Raw genomic sequence first — 17,577 nt, forward strand, 5'->3', positions numbered from 1 at the left:
GATTCTTTACTCATTATTATCTGTTTCCTCAATAATTGCAACAATTTCATTCATATCGTCATGAAGCTTTATATTATCATTTACTTTAATATCTGAAACTTTTATAGTGGTTGGTTGGTTGTAAAGTGATAAATCAATAGAAAAATGTTCAGGAATATCCTTTATTAAACCTTCAACTTTTATCTTTTCAACTAGTCGTTGCAATACATAGCCTTTACTTCTTAATAAATCCATATTTTCGAATATTAATGGAACATCTACAAATATCTTTTTGTTTTCGTTGAGAATTTGAAAATCTAAATGTACTATTTCACCAGTGGTAAAATGTCTTTGAATTTCTTTAACAATGGCTGTTAACATTTGACCATCAAGATTAATGTTTAATGTTCCAGAGTTTTTCATAATACTTTCAAACTCTTTTTTTGACACATATCCTGGGATACTTCTAATCCCCGACCCATACAAGACAGACATAATATAACCATTTTTCCTAAGTGCATTATTAGCACCTTTTGAAATTACTTCACGTTTTGAATAATTAAGTATACTGCTGGTACTCATGAGTAATACCTCCAATATTTAATTTTTTCTGTCTTGATACATTGTGTCAAATTAAAAGTAGTATTTTAGGTCATATTTTTTGTTAATCTTGTTGAGCATTCTCCTGATTATTTAAGTTTTCAGGATTTAAATAAATATTAAAAACATAATTTGTAAAGAAATTTTGTATTAAACCAACAATACTTACCCAAAGAATAAAATACAAAAATACAGCAAGTAGAAATCCTGTTGAAATAAAAATTACAAATGGGATAAGTATTGTAATAACCATAATCAATAAAATTCCAATTGTATGAGGTAACTTTAGTATTGAACATATAAAAGCATTTTTGAATATTTGTCTAACCTTTAAATTATAAGTAATCAGCATAGGATATATAAATAAATGCATCATGATATATATTATAAATAAAAATATAATTACATACTTAAGAATAAACATCATTAGATATTTCTGACTCATAATTGTATAAAAACGAATATTAACAAAAAACAAGAAAAGAACAAACATATCTATAAAGAAAACAATGATTGATTCTTTTAAATTCTTTTTTAGAGTATCAAAAAAGTCACTTGCAATCCAAGCGTGTTGTTCACGAGCAAAATTCCTAACAATATATGTAAAACCGGCTGTTGTTGGACCAATTCCAAAGTTCATAAAACTTCCTAATAATAATAAGTTGATAGAATACAATAAAATGGTTTCAGTAGTTTTTATATCTTTGACATTAGAATTGCTAAGCACATTATGAAGATATGGATAAATATAGTTTGTAAGAACTAAAAATAATAATATTAAAATTGGCAAACTAACTAAAGTATAAAGAATATTAAGCCAACATAGTTTCCAAAACTTTCTAAATAAAACTTCAAAGAAAACTTGATATTTAGGCTTTGGAGGTAAATCATCTGGTATACCTGGGCCAGGTTTATCATAATTAAAAAGTCCAAAAAAACCGCTCACAAGAATCCTCCTCACATAATCTATTATTTTACTTCACTAATATCATATAATATACTTTCAATCATTTTCTCTAATACTTTTATATCAATTCCTTTAGCCAACCCTAATTCACTAACCAAAATCTGTTTTGCATTATTGAACATAATTTTTTCATTTGTTGATAAACCTTTTTGTCTATCCCTTATAGCCAACATTTTAATTACTTCAACTACATTGTAAATATTTCCGCTTTTTATTTTTTGTTGATTTTCTTTTATTCTTTTATTATAATTAATTGGCAAATTATAATTTATATCTTTTTCTTTCTTTTTTAATAACTCAAAAACTTTATTTGCTTCTTCTTCTGAAATAACATTTCTTATCCCTATTTCGGTAGCATTATGAATAGGAACTAAAATTTTCATATCGTTATATATTACTTTAACAACATAATATCTTTGACATTCTCCTAATACATTTTTTTCAACAATTTCAATAATTTCGCCTGCACCATGAAGCGGGTGTATTATTGTATCACCCACATTATACATAATTTCCACCTCTAAACTGTTTAAGAAGTAAGGCTTACATAATTTTAGTATATAAAATATAAAAATAAATGTCAAAAAATATTACCGAATATCATAAGTTTCTTGACTTGTTGTTAAATTATTATTTTCATTTATATAATTATTTTGTGTGGAAGAACTATCATTAAGATTATTTTTTTTGTCATTTAAATTTGTATTATTTTTGTTATCTGTATTGTTAATTGTATTATTTTGTGTATTATTTTCTGTACTATTATTTTGTTGGGTATTATTTAATGTTTCGTTCTGATCATTATTATTATATACTTGGTTATCTATGCTATTTTCTTTTGGTATTACTTTATTATTTTCATTATCCTGTTTTTCCTTAAGACTATCAGGTTTTGTAACATTATTATTTCTATTGTTATTATTAACATTATTTTTATTATTTATTCTATATTTATTTGAGTTGTAATAGTTATATTTATATTTGTCAGGCAACTGTAAATCAATTTCAACATCATAACTATATAATTGTTTAATCAGCTGTTTTAGCTTTTCATAATCAACCTTCCAATAACTTGCACCATAGTAGTTATAATAGTCACCTGGAACACTTTCCATTAATATATTTTCTTTTTTTATATTTTTTGCAAACATTGCTAATGAACTAATTTGTTGAAAATTTAAATTTGTGTAAAAATGTCTTCTGATTTTCCAATATATTTCCGGTAATTTAATAATTTGATTACTTTTTTGAAGTTGCTCAAAAACAGACAAAATAAGTTCCTTGTCTCTTTTAATTCTATCAATATCACCGCCAGGTGTTTTCCTCCAAAGTGCATAATATAGAGTCTCAATGCCATTCAATTTTTGATAACCAGGCTTTAAATCTACATCAACCCATTGAGTTTTTACCTTAACAGGTATTTCAACATTAACGTAAACTCCACCTAAGATATTAACAATTTTTCTTATTGCATCTAATTCAAAGCAAACATAGTATTGTATTGGCATACCACCAAGTAGTTTACTCACAGTTTCCATACTATAAAAGAATCCTTTATCATTAAGACCTCCCCCATAACCAAATGCACTGTTAATTTTATCCCATTTACCAACATTATAAATTTCAGTTAATGTATCTCTTGGTATTGAAATGCATCTTACTTTTTTATCTTTCAAATTAATATTGGCAAATAATATTGTATCTGTTCTGTATAAATCATATTTTGATCTATTACTGCCTTTATCAAGTCCTATAATAAGAAAGTTTATACTATTGTTATCAAATGGATATACTACATTATTTGTTTTTTTAGCTGAAACTTTTTTGTAATTTAGATTAAAAACCTTGTTTATATTTTTTGCATCAATGAAATAAGTTTTATATAAAAACAGTAAAGTTATAGCACAAATTATAAAAACAGAAATAATTGATATTATTAAAACTTTTTTTCTATTAGAAAATAGATTTTTAATTTTTTCTTTCATCATGCCACATCCTCTATTTCTTTAATATTCTATTATAAACCTCATACAATTTGCTTTCTTCATTAGTCCAATTATATTTCTCAATAGCTTTCATACCGTTTTGTCCCATTCTAATAATTTCTTCTCTATTATTATAAAAATATATTATAGCTTGTTTTATACTATCAATATCTGTAGGATCAACCAATAAACCAGACTCAGATGATTCAATTATTTCACGCCAAGTTGGAAAATTCGAGGCAATAATGGCAACGCCTGCTGCCATATATTCAAATAATTTTAATGGTAGTGAATCTATATATCTTTGATAAGGTAATAATGTTACAAACCCAACATCATTTTTATTTAAAATCTCTGGAATTTGAGATTTTGGAACCCGTCCAAAAATGCTAATATTTTTAACATTTAACATAGATAATTTTTCTTGGTAATTTTTATTTTCAAATGGGCCATAAATGTTTAATGTTAAATTTAAATGATTTAGTTCTTTAACTGCAGTTATAATATTATCAATACCTCTTTCAACTGAAACATTTCCAATATAAACTAATCTTAATTCTTCTTTTTCTACAAAATCTTTTTTTACTATCCAATTATCTAATACAGGATAATTCTTGATGGTAAAACAATTTTTATTCCAAAACTTATTTTTAATAACATCAGTTACTGTGATTACAACATCGAACCATAAACTTGTAAATTTCTCTATAAAATTAAATAACCAAGAAAATATACCTTTTAGATATTTAGGTATATAATGTCTATTTTTAAAAGCTAATGGATAATCCTCATGAACATCATAAATTATTTTTTTAAACATAAATATTTTCAAAAATAATCCCAATAATAATAAATCAGGATCTTGAAAATGAACTACTTTGGGCTTTATTTTAATAATATGCTTTAATATTTCAAAATGATTATGTATTCTTTTATGTCTTTTTTGTTTTTTTAATCCATATATTTTAACGTTATCAATTACTTTTTCTTCAAAGTCAGCGATTGCACAAAGATAAAGATCATATTTTTTAGCTAAACTTCTAGCTTCTTTATAAAAAACTCTTTCATCATCCCAAGGATGAGCTGATGTTACTATCATTACCTTTTCCAAATTCTATAGCATCCTTTCTATGATTATATAACGAAATAATATAATTACTTAATGCGAATACTAACCACATTACCCTCATTTCAATCATTTTTGATGAGCTTATAGAAGAAAAAATAAAACATATAAGAGAAATCAAAGTTGCTCCAGCCCCTATTGATAAATCATTATTTAATCTTTTGCTAATTTTATAAAGCCTTATTATTTGATATAAATACCATATAAAATATAAAACAAAAATTATAATCCCATAAGTTGCTAATATATCCAATAACCAATTATGCAAATCTGTGTTTATAGTTATATCTTTGTATTTTTCCATATAAACTCTAGAGTTCCCTGAACCACATCCTAACAAAAAATAATCTATTAATATTGAAAAACCATATTTTGTTAATAGTTCTCTTCTAACATTTGATGACATTGATGCAACATCAAAATCAAATAAAGAATTTATTTGTGTTGTAACCATTTCAATAAACTTATTAATTAAACCTGCATCCAATTTAAAACCAACAATTAAAAATATAAACATAATAAAATAGAAATAAAATCTTATTGTTTCTTTTTTGTAATTATTATTAACTATAAATGGTAGTAATAAAAATATAATAACAACAGCAAAATAATTTGCTCTGCTTTCTGTAAATATAATATTTATAATTGATAAAAATATTATAAAAACATAAAAATATTTAGATATATTGTTTTTTGATAGTAAAAATAAATAAATAATATATGGTAAAAATAGCACTAAATAAGTCGCAAAATCATTAGGGTTTGAAAAAAACGCAGAAGGTACATGCTTAAGCCCATATTGAGGTATTTTAGATATCCAAAGATGTTTATCAGTAAATATTTCAATAATTCCAACAAATGAGCTTATTGAATAAGTAATAGCTACTATTTTATAAATTATTAATGGCTTTAATAACTTTGCAAAATACATAAAAATTAATATTACTATTAAATTAATAGTTAAAAAAACTTGATCTCTTAAAGCATTCTTAATATCAGCTACCCATATAAATGAAAGTAATGAATAAGAAATCCAGATAATTGCAAAATATGTAGTTACATTATTTAGATTTTTATAATCAATTGAAAAATAATATATAAAAATAAAAATAATAAAAAGTAAAAAAGCTAATGAAATTCTATACATAAATAGAAAGCTAATCTTAGGATAAGCTAAAAAACTTCCAAAAAAACTAAAGAAAAAGGTCATGTATATTAATATTGCAATTAATTTTTCATAATAGTTTTTCGCATTGTTTCCCATACTTAATTTCTCTCCAAACTCCAAAGTTAGATAATATTTTATAAACATAATATATATAAACAATATTCAATGGAATCATTCTGATATTCCCAATTTCAGCCATATCAAAGAATTGAAATATTGTTATCATTATAAAAGCAATAAGAATATTAAAATCACTTATCCTTCTTCTTTGAAAATACAAAAAAGATGCTATAATAATGCAAAAAATAGTTAAGAAATAAATTAATACAAATCCTATTATACCATATTCAACAAAAATATTTAGAAACATATTATGGGCAGAATGTAATATTATTCTCCCACTATCTGATGTTATTTTATAATAGTCATAAAATTGTCCAACACCAATCCCTTTAAAAAATGATAAATCTTTAATTTTTTTAATTGAAAATTCAATTGCTTGTAACCGAAGAGATACAGCATCATCATAATTCTTCAGATTTTCAAGTTTTGGAATTCGATAAATTATTCTTCTACTAAAAATTAATAAAATAAAAGAAAATGGAACTAGTAATTTTAAGTAATTCTTTTTAATTGATGAATAATTCAACAGAATAATTTCAGTAAAATAAATAATTAATCCAGTCCTTGAGTTAGTTAATAAAATTACTACAAAAAACAATATTGAAATCTGCAAGCTCATTTTTTTATATTTATTAATTATCAATGGTGTTATTGCAACAATGTAGTATGCAAAAGTATTGGGATTAAAAAAAATAGAAATAACTCTATCTCGTGTTGAATGCTTTATAAAAATATAATACACGAATTCAATCAGTGCGATAATACATGAAATAAAAGTTAAGAATATAATGATATTTTCATATTGTATCTCAAAGCTCAATTTATTTCTATTTTTTAAAAAAATAAAATAAAACATTATTGGTATAATCCAGCTATTTAATAAATATAATAAAGATTTTATTTTGTTTATACTTTGACATAAAAATAACATACCTAAAAGGAAAATAAAAAAATAAATAACTATTGGAATAATAAGTAACTGATTAAGAGTAAGTTTTTGTTCATTAGTATTTTTAAAAGATGAAAATATTATTATTGCTAAATATAAATAAAATAATATGAAACTTACCCTCACAAATTGATAGGTTATTATTCCAATAGTTAATGCAATTAAAATTATATACTTCTCATTGATTTTCAAGAAGTTGTTTTTCGGGAACATCTTTATACTCCTTTGCAGGATTGCCTAAATATATTTTTCTTGGTTTTGTGTCCTTTGTAACAACACTACCAGCAGCAATTAATGTGTCTTCCTCTATGATCTTACCTGGAAGGATTGTAGCATTTGCTCCAATCCTTCCTCCTTTTTTAACAATAACTCCTTTAAAATGTTTGACTCTCTCTGGATCCCTGCCAACATAATTATCATTTGATGTAATAACACCTGGGGCAATAAATGCAAAATCTTCAACATCTGAAAAAGCTGTAATATATGCATTAGATTCTAATTTGCAATTTTCACCTATTTTGCATTTATTTTCTATGCAAACGCCTCTTCCTACTATTGTTCCTTTTCCTATTATAACATTCTCTCTAATAGTAACAAGATCAGCAATAAATACTTTTTCTTCAATTGTTGCACCGGCATAAATTATACTGTTGGATCCTATTCTAACATTTGGAGATATCTTACAAATTAAATTATTTTCAATTTGGGTGGTTTTACTATTGGCACTTTTTTGAGGCAATTTACCAATAATTGTTCCATCAGCAATTTCAACATTGTCCTCAATGATTGTACCCTGTTTAATGATAACATGATGCCCTATAGAACAATTTTTCCCAATAATAACTCCATCTTCTATTATCGAATAATATCCAATTTTTGTATTTTCACCAACTTTAGCATTTGGACTTAAATAATACATTAATATATCTCTGCCTTTCTTTCTTTACATCAAGAGTAGAGTAATTTCCTAACGGCAAATTAACAGGTGTACCTTTTATTGAAGATTTATAAATTCCAAGTATTATCTCAAGTGATTTTTTCCCTTCCTGTCCAGTGACCAATGGCTTTGTGTTATTTCTGATTGCATTAATTATATCTTTAAATAAAGGTGTATGTCCAAATCCGTAAACATTGTCTGGATTTTCTAAATAACTATTTATAACTTCTTGTTCATTTTCTCCTTCAACTCTCCAAACATTAATTCTATTAACTGATGTTCCTCCAAGAACTGCTGTTGCAGATTCTCCAAAAATACTAAGTGTTTCTTCTAGGTTAGTAGGATACGTGCAAGTAGTTCCTTCAATTATGCCTCTAGAACCATTATTAAACTTTAAAAAGCCAAACCCAGTATCTTCAGCTTCTATATTTCTCAAAAATGTTTCAATATCTCCAAAAATAGAGCTAACATCATCTCCAATTATCCATTGAAGAAGATCAATATTATGTGTACATTGGTTCATCAATGCACCACCGTCAAGCTCCCAGGTCCCTCTCCATGAATCAGATTTGTAATATTCATCATTTCTATTCCATCTAATATTAGCAACAGCATAAAGTATTTTACCAAACTTACCCTCTTCAATTGATCTTTTCAATTTTTGAACACTTTTGTTAAATCTATTTTGTAGGCAAACTGCTAAAACCTTATTTTTTTCTTCTGCTTTCTTTATCATTTGATCAGCATCATAGAGAGATAATGCCATTGGCTTTTCTACAATAACATGTTTATCATATTCTAAGCAATCTAATGCATGTTTTGCATGCAAACCACTATATGTTGCAATATTTACAACATCTATTTTTTCTTTTTCTAACATTTCAGTATAATTGCTATATACTGGTATTTCTTTGTTAATATCTATCCCTCTATTTTTCAGAAATTGATAATATTTCTCTCTTGTTATTACTGCTTTTTCTAAAGAAATATCGCAAAAAGCACTAACTTCAATATCATTATAATTATTAGCAAAAGCTTCTGCATGTTTTGATGATATTCTACCACAACCAATTAATGCAAATTTTAACTTATCCATAATTGTCCTCCATAATTAAAGTTTATATACATTTTCATACATTTTAAATAAATCCTTAGTTGCATTCCTCGTATCAAATACAAGCTTAGCATTCTTAACAATTGTTTCATAATCATAATTTGAATGATTTGTTGTTATTACAACAATATCAGCTGATTTTAATAAATCTTCGTTTAAATCAACAGATGAATATGTTTTACCTTTATGTGTAAATGTAGGTATATATGGGTCATTATAAATTATTTCAGCATTCTCTTTTTCAAAATTCTCAATTACTTTTAAAGCTGGTGATTCTCTTAAATCATCAATATCATTTTTATATGCTACACCCAATATCAATATTTTTGAACCATTTAATGGTTTTTTAAATTTATTAAGTATTTTCATCACTCTATCAACAACATATTCTGGCATAAAATTGTTAATTTCACCTGCAATTTCTATCAACCTTGTATGATAATCATATTCTCTTGCTTTCCAAGTAAGATAAAAAGGATCTATTGGAATACAGTGCCCACCAAGACCCGGACCAGGATAGAATGCCATAAAACCATATGGCTTTGTTTTTGCCGCTTCAATAACTTCCCAAACATCTATCTTCATTCTTTCGCAAAGTATTGCCATCTCATTTACCAAAGCTATATTGATATTTCTAAATGTATTTTCAAGAATTTTTTCCATTTCAGCTACTTTTGGGCTACTAACCTTGAAAACTTCACTATCCAATACATTCTCGTACAACCTTGCAGCAATTATTGTACATTCTGGCGTAACTCCGCCAACAACTTTTGGAGTATTCTTTGTATTGTAGTGTTTATTACCAGGGTCAACTCTTTCTGGTGAAAATGCTAAAAAGAAATCAGTGCCACATTTTAGACCTGTTTCTTCCAATATAGGCATTACTATTTCTTCTGTTGTTCCAGGATAAGTAGTTGATTCAAGAACAATTAACATTCCTGAATGAAGATATTTAGCAATTTCTCTTGAAGAATTAACTACATAAGAAATATCTGGCTGTTGATATTTATCAAGAGGAGTTGGAACACATATTGCTACAGCATCAACATCTTTTATTTGACTATAATCAATTGTAGCAACTAATTTTCCGTTTTGAACAAGTTCTTTTAGTTCCTTATCAACAACATCACCAATGTAGTTTTCACCATTGTTTACCATATCAACTCTTCTTTGTTGAATATCAAATCCAATAACTTTATAACCTGCTTTTGCTTTTTCCACAGCTAAAGGAAGGCCAACATAGCCTAGTCCAACAACACCTATAACTGCTTCTCTTTTCTCAAATTTTTCTAATAATTTTTTTGCAATTTCATTCATGTTATTTACCTCCAAACATATTTATTTTTGATATAATATAGTTTATCTCATTTTCATTAAGCTCAGGAAACATTGGAATAGCAAATGTTTTTGTGCTTAGCATTTCGGCAATTGGAAAATCCCCTTTTTTATATCCTAAATATTCCAACGCCTTTGTTAAATGTAATGGTACAGGATAGTAAACTCCAGTAGAAATATTATTTTCATTTAAATATTTCATAATAAGTTCTCTATTTTCATATTGCAATACAAATAAATGGTATATATGTTTTAAGCCATTTTTTTCATAAGGTAAAATAATTTTATCCAATGAAATATTTTGTTTATAAGCATTTGCAATTCTTCTTCTTGCTTTATTCCAATTATCAATATATTTCAATTTAACATCTAACATTGCTGCTTGTATGGCATCTAATCTACTATTAAAACCAATTATCTCATTGTAATACTTTTTTTTCATTCCATGTTGCCTAAGTAATCTAACCTTTTCAGCAATTTCTTGTTTGTTTGTAACTATAATCCCTCCATCTCCAAAGCCACCTAAATTCTTAGTTGGGAAAAACGAAAAACAAGCAATATCACCTAATGTTCCTATCTTTCTATTTTTATATTCACTTCCAAATGCTTGACATGCATCTTCAATAACAAACAAATTATATTTTTTGGCTAAATCATTTATAGGATCCATATCTGCTGGCTGTCCAAAAATATGAACAGGCAATATAGCTTTTGTATTTTTTGTAATCTTACTTTCAATTTGGTTTACATCGATATTATATGTATCTTTATCAACATCAACAAAAACAGGTTTTGCTCCTACTTGAACAATTGCTTCAGCAGTGGCAAAAAAAGTCCAAGGAGTTGTTATAACCTCATCCTGGGGGCCAATTCCTAATGCTTTTAATGAAATAACAAGTGCATCAGTTCCATTTGCAACACCAATAGCATAATTTACCCCTAAATAATTGCAGATGTCTTTTTCAAATTTTTCAACTGTTTCTCCTAAAATATAGTTCCCACTTTCCAAAGTTTCTATTACTGCTTTATTTATCTCATCTTTTATACTTAAATATTGTCTTTTTAAATCAATTAAACTTATCAACTTATATCACTCCTAAATACTCTTTATTATATTATTTCTTTCTCTAATAAGAACAGCTAACACACCAATAAATAATCCAGCAAAAGTGCCTGCAACTATCCTTATTGCTTTTTCAAATTTACTTCCAACTGACTCATAATTTTTAATTTCACCATATGTCCCAATAGCTTTATTTATATCTATCAAATTATTAAAATTATCAGAGTACCATTCTAAAATATAAAGTGATGCTAACATTTCATTGCTTACATCTTTATTTTTTTCATTTATATTTGTTTGTATTTGATTTTTTAATTGCATAAGCATTTTCTGGCCAGTCTTTGATTTTGATATTAATTCAGTAGAAATTTGAGTTTTTAACATAGTTTCATATTTTGATAGCATTTTCAAGGAATCATCTTTGGTAGGAGCAGTAGATTTTAATATTAAATAAAAAATGCCATTTTTGCTTGCTTTTAAATCTACAGTAATTCCTAATCTTTCATCTTCACCATAATACTTTTTTACATAATCAATAAATGGAGAATTTAATGCTACCATCTCAAGATATTCCTTATTTATTTCAATGTTTGTTAGATTTGAATATATTCCTTGAATCATATTAGAAACGGGTGACAGGTTATTTACTTGACTTAATGGATTTAAAAGGCTGTTATCAATTTTTATATTTTCTTCTGCAGTCCAAAGTGTTTTTGTAGTAAATAAAACTACTACAACTGATAAAACAAAGAATAAAACAGTTATTAAACATATTAGTTGAATGTTCTTTTTTGATAAAATATTCATAGTTAATCTCTCCTTGTTAAAATATTCAAAGTTGTTATTTCAACTTTATCAGTTATATTAGCAATAATAGTTCCATCGTCTTTTGTTATATATGTTTTTATTTTTAATTTTTTTAATTTATTCAATGTTACCTTATGAGGATGACCATATTCATTATTTTTAGCGGCAGAAATTATAGCATATTTAGGATTTACTAACTTAAGAAATTGAAAACTACTTGATGAATAACTACCATGATGACCAATCTTTATTATATCAGATTTAAGATTATAACCGTTCTTAATAATATCTTTTTCAGCCTCATTCATTGCATCTCCCATAAGTAACACTGAATTTCCTTTATAGCTAACTTTAATTACCAAACTCATATTATTTAACTCTTCATATTTTTTCGATGGTGAAAGTATCTCAAATTCAATATCATCAATGGTAATTTTATCCCCAGCCCACAAGGCTTTTATCTTAAGGTTTTTTCTCTTTAGACTATTAAGCATATCCATAAATGTATCAGTATTTGTGTAACTATTGGATGAATAAAAATTTTTTATGGTATAATTATTCATTACATAATCCATATTCCCAATGTGGTCTTCGTGTGGATGTGTAGCAAATACAGCATAAAATTTGTCAATATTAAGTAATTTAAGATATTTTTTAAATTTATCTAATGAAGACCTAGGACCAGAATCAATCAATATAAAGTTATTATTAGGTGTCTTAATTATTATGGAATCACCTTGACCTACATCTAAAAAAGCAAATGATAGAGTATTATTTCTTATATCTGATGACAATAAATTGTAATCAAAATTTTCTAAATCACAAGAAGCCAAAAAAAATAAAATGGATATTAAAACTAATATTAGGATCAGATTTTTTATTATTTTCAATAATATCACCTAATTTAATAAAAAATAATAGGAATCAACAAAGCTTAAAGCTGATTCCCTGTATACATAACTCAATCAAAATTATAACTCTATATATGTATTAATTCAATATTATTAAATGTATTATTCCAACAAATCCTTAATAATTTTTAATTCGTTCCTTGCTATATTTTGCCATGAGAATTGCTTTATAATTTCTTCGTTTAGCGATATGTTCTTTTTATTTTGGTTAAAGTTAAATGCCATAGCTTTTGAAAAATTCTTTATAAAATCATTATCAAAACTAATAATCTTTGATTTTTCAGAAAAAGCTGCTTCTTTTATTCCTCCTACGTCAGATGCTAAAATATGGCATCCACATGCTAATGCTTCTCTTATAAGGCAAGGAAACCCTTCATTTCTACTTGGCATAATAACTGTATCAATACAATTAAGATATTTAGCTAGTTCACTTTGTTTCATTGCATCGAACACCGAAAAATCGATATTTTTATTTTTTAGATTATCTATAACTTTATCTTTTAATTCTCCTTTACCAATAATAATTAATTTTATTTTTGAAATATCTATTAACTTACTTAGTTCATCAATTATGCTTGGAATCATATCAAATCCTTTTATATATTTAAAGTGCCCAATAAATCCAAAAGTATATTTATTTTCTTTGTTTATTATAGAATTAATTAACGCCAAATCTTCCTTTGAATAACTCCTGAATATTTCAGTATTTATCCCATTGTTAGAAATAAAATAATTATTTATTTTATTTGTTATATTCTTAGCTTTTAATAATAAATCATTGCTTACAAAAAAATTACCATCAACATTTTCTAAAAGATCTTTAGCCATTTTTCTAAAGGTTTTATTTTTTAATGCTAATGTGTGAATTTCACTTCCATGATAAAACTGTATAACTTTTATATTATATCTTTTGACAAGTTTTAGTATATAATGGCCTAAAGTAAGATTATGGGATACAATAACATCAGGTCTATTATTCTTTATATATTTTTTTATACACTTTGTAAAAAAATATTTATTTACAATATTAGGATCATGAAATAGCTTTAAATAAGATAAATATGTTATTTTAACATTATTGAATATATAGCTATTTTGTTTATTATTAGATAAACAAGATTTAGGAACAATAAAGTTTACATCATTTTCTTTTTTGTATTCATATACCCTATTTAAAATGAAAATACCTGCCATTGGATTTTGTGAAGATGGTGCAATTCCGCTAATAACACAAATTTTCATAATATCCTCCTAAAACTACTTGTTGATGCTATCTAAATAACCTTGAAGAATGTATTGTGCTGCCAATTTATCAACAACATCTTTTCGTTTTTGCCATTTTTGGGAATCCTCTATTAATACTCTTTCAACAGCTTTTGTTGAAAATCTTTCATCCCACTTTACCACTTTAACATTATATAATTCACTAATTTTTAAAGCAATATCATCAATTACTAATTGCCTTTTATTTTTTATGTCAATATTAGTTTTGTTGAATGGGTATCCAATTATGACTTGATCTATCTCAAACTTTTTAAATAATTCATCTATCTCTTTAAACAAATCTTCTTTTTTAAGATCAATTGTCTTGACACCTGTTGCAATAATATTCATTGGATCAGATAATGCAACACCAATCCTTCTTTCACCAATATCTAAGCATAGTTTTCTCATACTTTAATCCCTCATTTATATAATTTTAATAGCCATGTTCTTGCAATAAGTACTGCAGTAACCACAAGTTAAGCATTTATCGTATTCTATCTTCAATTTATTGTTTTCTATTATTAGAGCATTTTGATGACAATGCTTTACACATTCTCCACATAAAGAACACCATTCTTCTATGTGAAGTTTTTTATTTTTTATTATACTATTTAATTTTTCTTGGTTTATATTTTTCACTCCATTATTGAATACCTCTATATTCATATCTATCTCAGAAAAATCTTGCATGCCAATAGCAACAGAATGTATTTCTTTACAAGATAAAATAAAACTCAATGCCTCATGATAATCTTTTAATAAATTACCACCGCCCAATGCCTTCATAGCAAAAATGCCTTTCCCATTATTATAAGCTAACTTTATAGCATCATACATTGATTTTATATCTCCATCTACTATACCAATACCTTTAAAATTAAATATAGGGTGAATAACTTCAATCTCTTTGTATTTGAGTGCAGCTAATACTCCACTAACAAAGTGTGTTGATATTCCAAAATGCTTTATAAAACCTTCCTGTTTTGCTTTTAAAAAATATTCAATTGCTTCATAATGTCCTTTAATTGTTAAATCACTTTCTTGTTCATGAAGCAAAAAAATATCAATATAATCAATATTCATTTCATTTAATGCTTTTTCAAGGCTAAATTTAGCTGTTTTTTTATCATAGGCATAAGATTTTGTACAAATTATAGGTCTAAACCCAGATATATTAATTGACTCTTTAATATATGGATATGTATTATAAAGTTCAGCAGTATCTATAAAGTTTATTCCTTTTTCATATGCATAAGAAAGTAATTTAGCACCTTCAGATATTTTTAACTTTTTCTGTAAAGGGCCCATAGTTAATGTCCCAAAACACAATCTACTTACTAACAGATCTGTATTACCAAACTTAACCTTATCCATTTATTTCCTCCATCTTGATAAAAAATAGCATACATACTAATCCAATTGTTAAAAAAGTTAAGATAATTGCACCAGAATCATTTAGTAAAAATGCAAATATTGATAGAACTATATATATATTAATTATTTTATTGTTTATTTTATATTTTTGTATAATAAAATAGATTAAAATAAATATTAAAGGTATTAAAATTAAAACTGGATACTTATAGAAATATGAAATATTCATATATAATTTCCGAAATATTGTTTCAAAAAGTATTTTTTCTGATACGAAAACATTATATAAATATGAATTTAATTTTATTATTAATGTGATTATAGCAATACTTGCTAAACTTCCAATTAAAACCATAATTTTTTTAGTTTTATAGTTAAATAGAAAATATATAATTAGAGTTAATAATATTGATAGAAACATCCCAAAATTAATAAAATAATATGGTATTACTGAAATTAATCCAACTATAAATAAAAAAAATAGATATATATTAGTAGCATTCTTTTTATATGATAAGACTATAAATGTTATCGCAATTAAAAAAAATGAAAATAACTCATTTCCAATACCATAAAATCTATTACCATATGATGGATGGTATCCAAGAAATGATAATAATTGAAGTTTGTTTTGAAAAAATACTGATTGAGATATTATAAACAATGCAATAAATATTCCTGATGATAATACACTTATACGAAGATTTACTTTTTCAAATAAAGCTATAAATAATGTAAATTGAAGCAAATAAATTATTGATAATTTTAATGAATCTGCTTTTGAGCTTAATACCATAAGTGGAGTTAATAATTGATATGTTATTGAATTAATAGAAAACAATAATATAAATTTATTTAATTGGGTCTGATTTACTTTTTTTATTATTAATAATAGTAACATTATAATAGCAAACAAGCCTTGTATGATAATGCTTGGTAAAAAAAATATAATTTGATTTTTATTAGTCTTCTTTAAATTTAAATAAAACCTTGTTAAATTATTTAAATTATTTTTAGTTATTTCCTTTACAATTACTGTATTTTCTCTATTCAAAATTGAAAAGATATTTTTTTTGACTATCAATCCTTGCCGTTTAGTATCCTTCGAATAGTAAGTAAAAAATCCTTTATTTTTTTCAAAACCAATTAAATAGCCTAAATTGTAAGCTTCATTATAATTTATAATATAAATTGTGTTGTTATAAGAAATATTAGCTACTAAATTCATTAAAGAATTAAAATCATAATTTTTTATAATTAACAATGTGGTTTCATTTTTATTTATATTACTATTTATTTTTGTTGTATAATTGATTTTTTTATATTGGCTTTCTAAATGTTTTAAAAAGTATAATTTTTCTTCTGCAACAATATTCAATATTTCTGTGTTTAATTTTTTATTATCCATATATAGAATTCCATTTAGAATCTGATCATTTTTTTTAAGTCCATTATAATTAAAGGAAACAATTGAAAAATTAATACCTTCTTTTTTAAAATTAGAAGGTATATCAGCTATTTTTTCATTATCAATATAGTTAAAAATTATAATATCATTCTTATAAAAGTAACTATTATTAGCAAAAGTTACAATGCTACTGTTCAATATTATTATTAATATAATACTTAATAATTTCTTCAAGTATTTCATCTCTTTCAATTCTCCTTATAATTGATCGAGCATTTTTATGATTTGTTATATAGGTAGGATCACCAGATATAATGTAGCCAACAAGTTGAGCTATAGGATTATATCCCTTTTCCTTTAAAGCACTATAAACTTCCGAAAGAATCTCAACTACTTTTTTTTCTAAATCTTTATCAATTGGAAATTTTTGAGTTTTATCATCCATGATATATCACCTCATTAATT

18 protein-coding genes are annotated in these 17,577 nt (G+C 25.1%); all 18 read right to left on the reverse strand.

What is annotated here, in order from left to right; translation table 11 throughout:
• Positions 1-6: 6 nt before the first annotated feature.
• The 18 genes from ACAG39_02755 to ACAG39_02840 all read right to left on the reverse strand — a co-directional run bounded on the left by ACAG39_02755 (position 7) and on the right by ACAG39_02840 (position 17,557).
• On the reverse strand, positions 7-561 hold the full coding sequence (locus tag ACAG39_02755) for a 50S ribosomal protein L25 (protein ID MEZ0536154.1): 555 nt from the start codon (positions 559-561) through the stop codon (positions 7-9).
• Positions 562-643: 82 nt separating this feature from the next.
• On the reverse strand, positions 644-1,525 hold the full coding sequence (locus ACAG39_02760) for a YesL family protein (protein MEZ0536155.1): 882 nt from the start codon (positions 1,523-1,525) through the stop codon (positions 644-646).
• A 23-nt stretch (positions 1,526-1,548) separates the two neighbouring features.
• Positions 1,549-2,055, reverse strand: a complete 507-nt coding sequence (locus ACAG39_02765) for a CarD family transcriptional regulator (GenBank protein MEZ0536156.1) — start codon at positions 2,053-2,055, stop codon at positions 1,549-1,551.
• 81 nt (positions 2,056-2,136) lie between these two features.
• A complete protein-coding gene (locus ACAG39_02770) occupies positions 2,137-3,534 on the reverse strand; it encodes an LCP family protein (protein MEZ0536157.1) in 1,398 nt (465 codons plus the stop codon).
• 10 nt (positions 3,535-3,544) lie between these two features.
• A complete protein-coding gene (locus ACAG39_02775; protein ID MEZ0536158.1) occupies positions 3,545-4,642 on the reverse strand; it encodes a glycosyltransferase family 4 protein in 1,098 nt (365 codons plus the stop codon).
• The gene (locus ACAG39_02780) at positions 4,599-5,921 is read right to left on the reverse strand and encodes an O-antigen ligase family protein (protein ID MEZ0536159.1); all 1,323 of its coding nucleotides are present in this window, start codon (positions 5,919-5,921) and stop codon (positions 4,599-4,601) included. The genes ACAG39_02775 and ACAG39_02780 overlap by 44 nt, the downstream gene beginning before the upstream one ends.
• Positions 5,893-7,110, reverse strand: coding sequence for an O-antigen ligase family protein (locus ACAG39_02785; protein ID MEZ0536160.1), 1,218 nt, complete (start codon positions 7,108-7,110; stop codon positions 5,893-5,895). Before ACAG39_02785 ends, ACAG39_02780 begins: the two co-directional genes overlap by 29 nt.
• Positions 7,076-7,816: a DapH/DapD/GlmU-related protein gene (locus ACAG39_02790; protein MEZ0536161.1), complete on the reverse strand. Its 741-nt coding sequence runs from the start codon at positions 7,814-7,816 to the stop codon at positions 7,076-7,078. The genes ACAG39_02785 and ACAG39_02790 overlap by 35 nt, the downstream gene beginning before the upstream one ends.
• Positions 7,791-8,930, reverse strand: a complete 1,140-nt coding sequence (locus ACAG39_02795) for a Gfo/Idh/MocA family protein (protein MEZ0536162.1) — start codon at positions 8,928-8,930, stop codon at positions 7,791-7,793. The genes ACAG39_02790 and ACAG39_02795 overlap by 26 nt, the downstream gene beginning before the upstream one ends.
• Before the next feature lie 15 nt (positions 8,931-8,945).
• Positions 8,946-10,265: a nucleotide sugar dehydrogenase gene (locus tag ACAG39_02800; protein MEZ0536163.1), complete on the reverse strand. Its 1,320-nt coding sequence runs from the start codon at positions 10,263-10,265 to the stop codon at positions 8,946-8,948.
• Position 10,266: 1 nt separating this feature from the next.
• Positions 10,267-11,367: a DegT/DnrJ/EryC1/StrS family aminotransferase gene (locus ACAG39_02805; GenBank protein ID MEZ0536164.1), complete on the reverse strand. Its 1,101-nt coding sequence runs from the start codon at positions 11,365-11,367 to the stop codon at positions 10,267-10,269.
• A 12-nt stretch (positions 11,368-11,379) separates the two neighbouring features.
• The gene (locus ACAG39_02810) at positions 11,380-12,153 is read right to left on the reverse strand and encodes a lipopolysaccharide biosynthesis protein (protein ID MEZ0536165.1); all 774 of its coding nucleotides are present in this window, start codon (positions 12,151-12,153) and stop codon (positions 11,380-11,382) included.
• Positions 12,154-12,155: 2 nt separating this feature from the next.
• On the reverse strand, positions 12,156-13,043 hold the full coding sequence (locus ACAG39_02815; GenBank protein ID MEZ0536166.1) for a ComEC/Rec2 family competence protein: 888 nt from the start codon (positions 13,041-13,043) through the stop codon (positions 12,156-12,158).
• Positions 13,044-13,166: 123 nt separating this feature from the next.
• Positions 13,167-14,306 (reverse strand): glycosyltransferase, encoded by a 1,140-nt coding sequence (locus ACAG39_02820; GenBank protein ID MEZ0536167.1) that lies wholly within the window; start codon positions 14,304-14,306, stop codon positions 13,167-13,169.
• 15 nt (positions 14,307-14,321) lie between these two features.
• Positions 14,322-14,738, reverse strand: coding sequence for a Holliday junction resolvase RuvX (ruvX, locus tag ACAG39_02825; protein MEZ0536168.1), 417 nt, complete (start codon positions 14,736-14,738; stop codon positions 14,322-14,324).
• Positions 14,739-14,753: 15 nt separating this feature from the next.
• Positions 14,754-15,704, reverse strand: a complete 951-nt coding sequence (locus ACAG39_02830) for an aldo/keto reductase (protein ID MEZ0536169.1) — start codon at positions 15,702-15,704, stop codon at positions 14,754-14,756.
• Positions 15,697-17,355: a hypothetical protein gene (locus tag ACAG39_02835; protein MEZ0536170.1), complete on the reverse strand. Its 1,659-nt coding sequence runs from the start codon at positions 17,353-17,355 to the stop codon at positions 15,697-15,699. The genes ACAG39_02830 and ACAG39_02835 overlap by 8 nt, the downstream gene beginning before the upstream one ends.
• A complete protein-coding gene (locus ACAG39_02840) occupies positions 17,300-17,557 on the reverse strand; it encodes an IreB family regulatory phosphoprotein (GenBank protein ID MEZ0536171.1) in 258 nt (85 codons plus the stop codon). Before ACAG39_02840 ends, ACAG39_02835 begins: the two co-directional genes overlap by 56 nt.
• Positions 17,558-17,577: the final 20 nt, after the last annotated feature.

It is taken from the genome of Caldicellulosiruptoraceae bacterium PP1 (assembly GCA_041320695.1).
Classification (GTDB): Bacteria; Bacillota; Thermoanaerobacteria; order Caldicellulosiruptorales; family Caldicellulosiruptoraceae; genus JBGGOQ01.

Excerpts from the sequence above, each read along its gene's own strand:
- ACAG39_02755 (MEZ0536154.1), bottom strand. The coding sequence starts at position 561 with ATGAGTACCAGCAGTATACTTAATTATTCAAAACGTGAAGTAATTTCA.
- ACAG39_02765 (MEZ0536156.1), bottom strand. The coding sequence starts at position 2,055 with ATGTATAATGTGGGTGATACAATAATACACCCGCTTCATGGTGCAGGC.
- ACAG39_02770 (MEZ0536157.1), bottom strand. The coding sequence starts at position 3,534 with ATGATGAAAGAAAAAATTAAAAATCTATTTTCTAATAGAAAAAAAGTT.
- ACAG39_02780 (MEZ0536159.1), bottom strand. The coding sequence starts at position 5,921 with ATGGGAAACAATGCGAAAAACTATTATGAAAAATTAATTGCAATATTA.
- ACAG39_02785 (MEZ0536160.1), bottom strand. The coding sequence starts at position 7,110 with ATGTTCCCGAAAAACAACTTCTTGAAAATCAATGAGAAGTATATAATT.
- ACAG39_02790 (MEZ0536161.1), bottom strand. The coding sequence starts at position 7,816 with ATGTATTATTTAAGTCCAAATGCTAAAGTTGGTGAAAATACAAAAATT.
- ACAG39_02795 (MEZ0536162.1), bottom strand. The coding sequence starts at position 8,930 with ATGGATAAGTTAAAATTTGCATTAATTGGTTGTGGTAGAATATCATCA.
- ACAG39_02800 (MEZ0536163.1), bottom strand. The coding sequence starts at position 10,265 with ATGAATGAAATTGCAAAAAAATTATTAGAAAAATTTGAGAAAAGAGAA.
- ACAG39_02810 (MEZ0536165.1), bottom strand. The coding sequence starts at position 12,153 with ATGAATATTTTATCAAAAAAGAACATTCAACTAATATGTTTAATAACT.
- ACAG39_02820 (MEZ0536167.1), bottom strand. The coding sequence starts at position 14,306 with ATGAAAATTTGTGTTATTAGCGGAATTGCACCATCTTCACAAAATCCA.
- ruvX (MEZ0536168.1), bottom strand. The coding sequence starts at position 14,738 with ATGAGAAAACTATGCTTAGATATTGGTGAAAGAAGGATTGGTGTTGCA.
- ACAG39_02830 (MEZ0536169.1), bottom strand. The coding sequence starts at position 15,704 with ATGGATAAGGTTAAGTTTGGTAATACAGATCTGTTAGTAAGTAGATTG.
- ACAG39_02835 (MEZ0536170.1), bottom strand. The coding sequence starts at position 17,355 with ATGAAATACTTGAAGAAATTATTAAGTATTATATTAATAATAATATTG.
- ACAG39_02840 (MEZ0536171.1), bottom strand. The coding sequence starts at position 17,557 with ATGGATGATAAAACTCAAAAATTTCCAATTGATAAAGATTTAGAAAAA.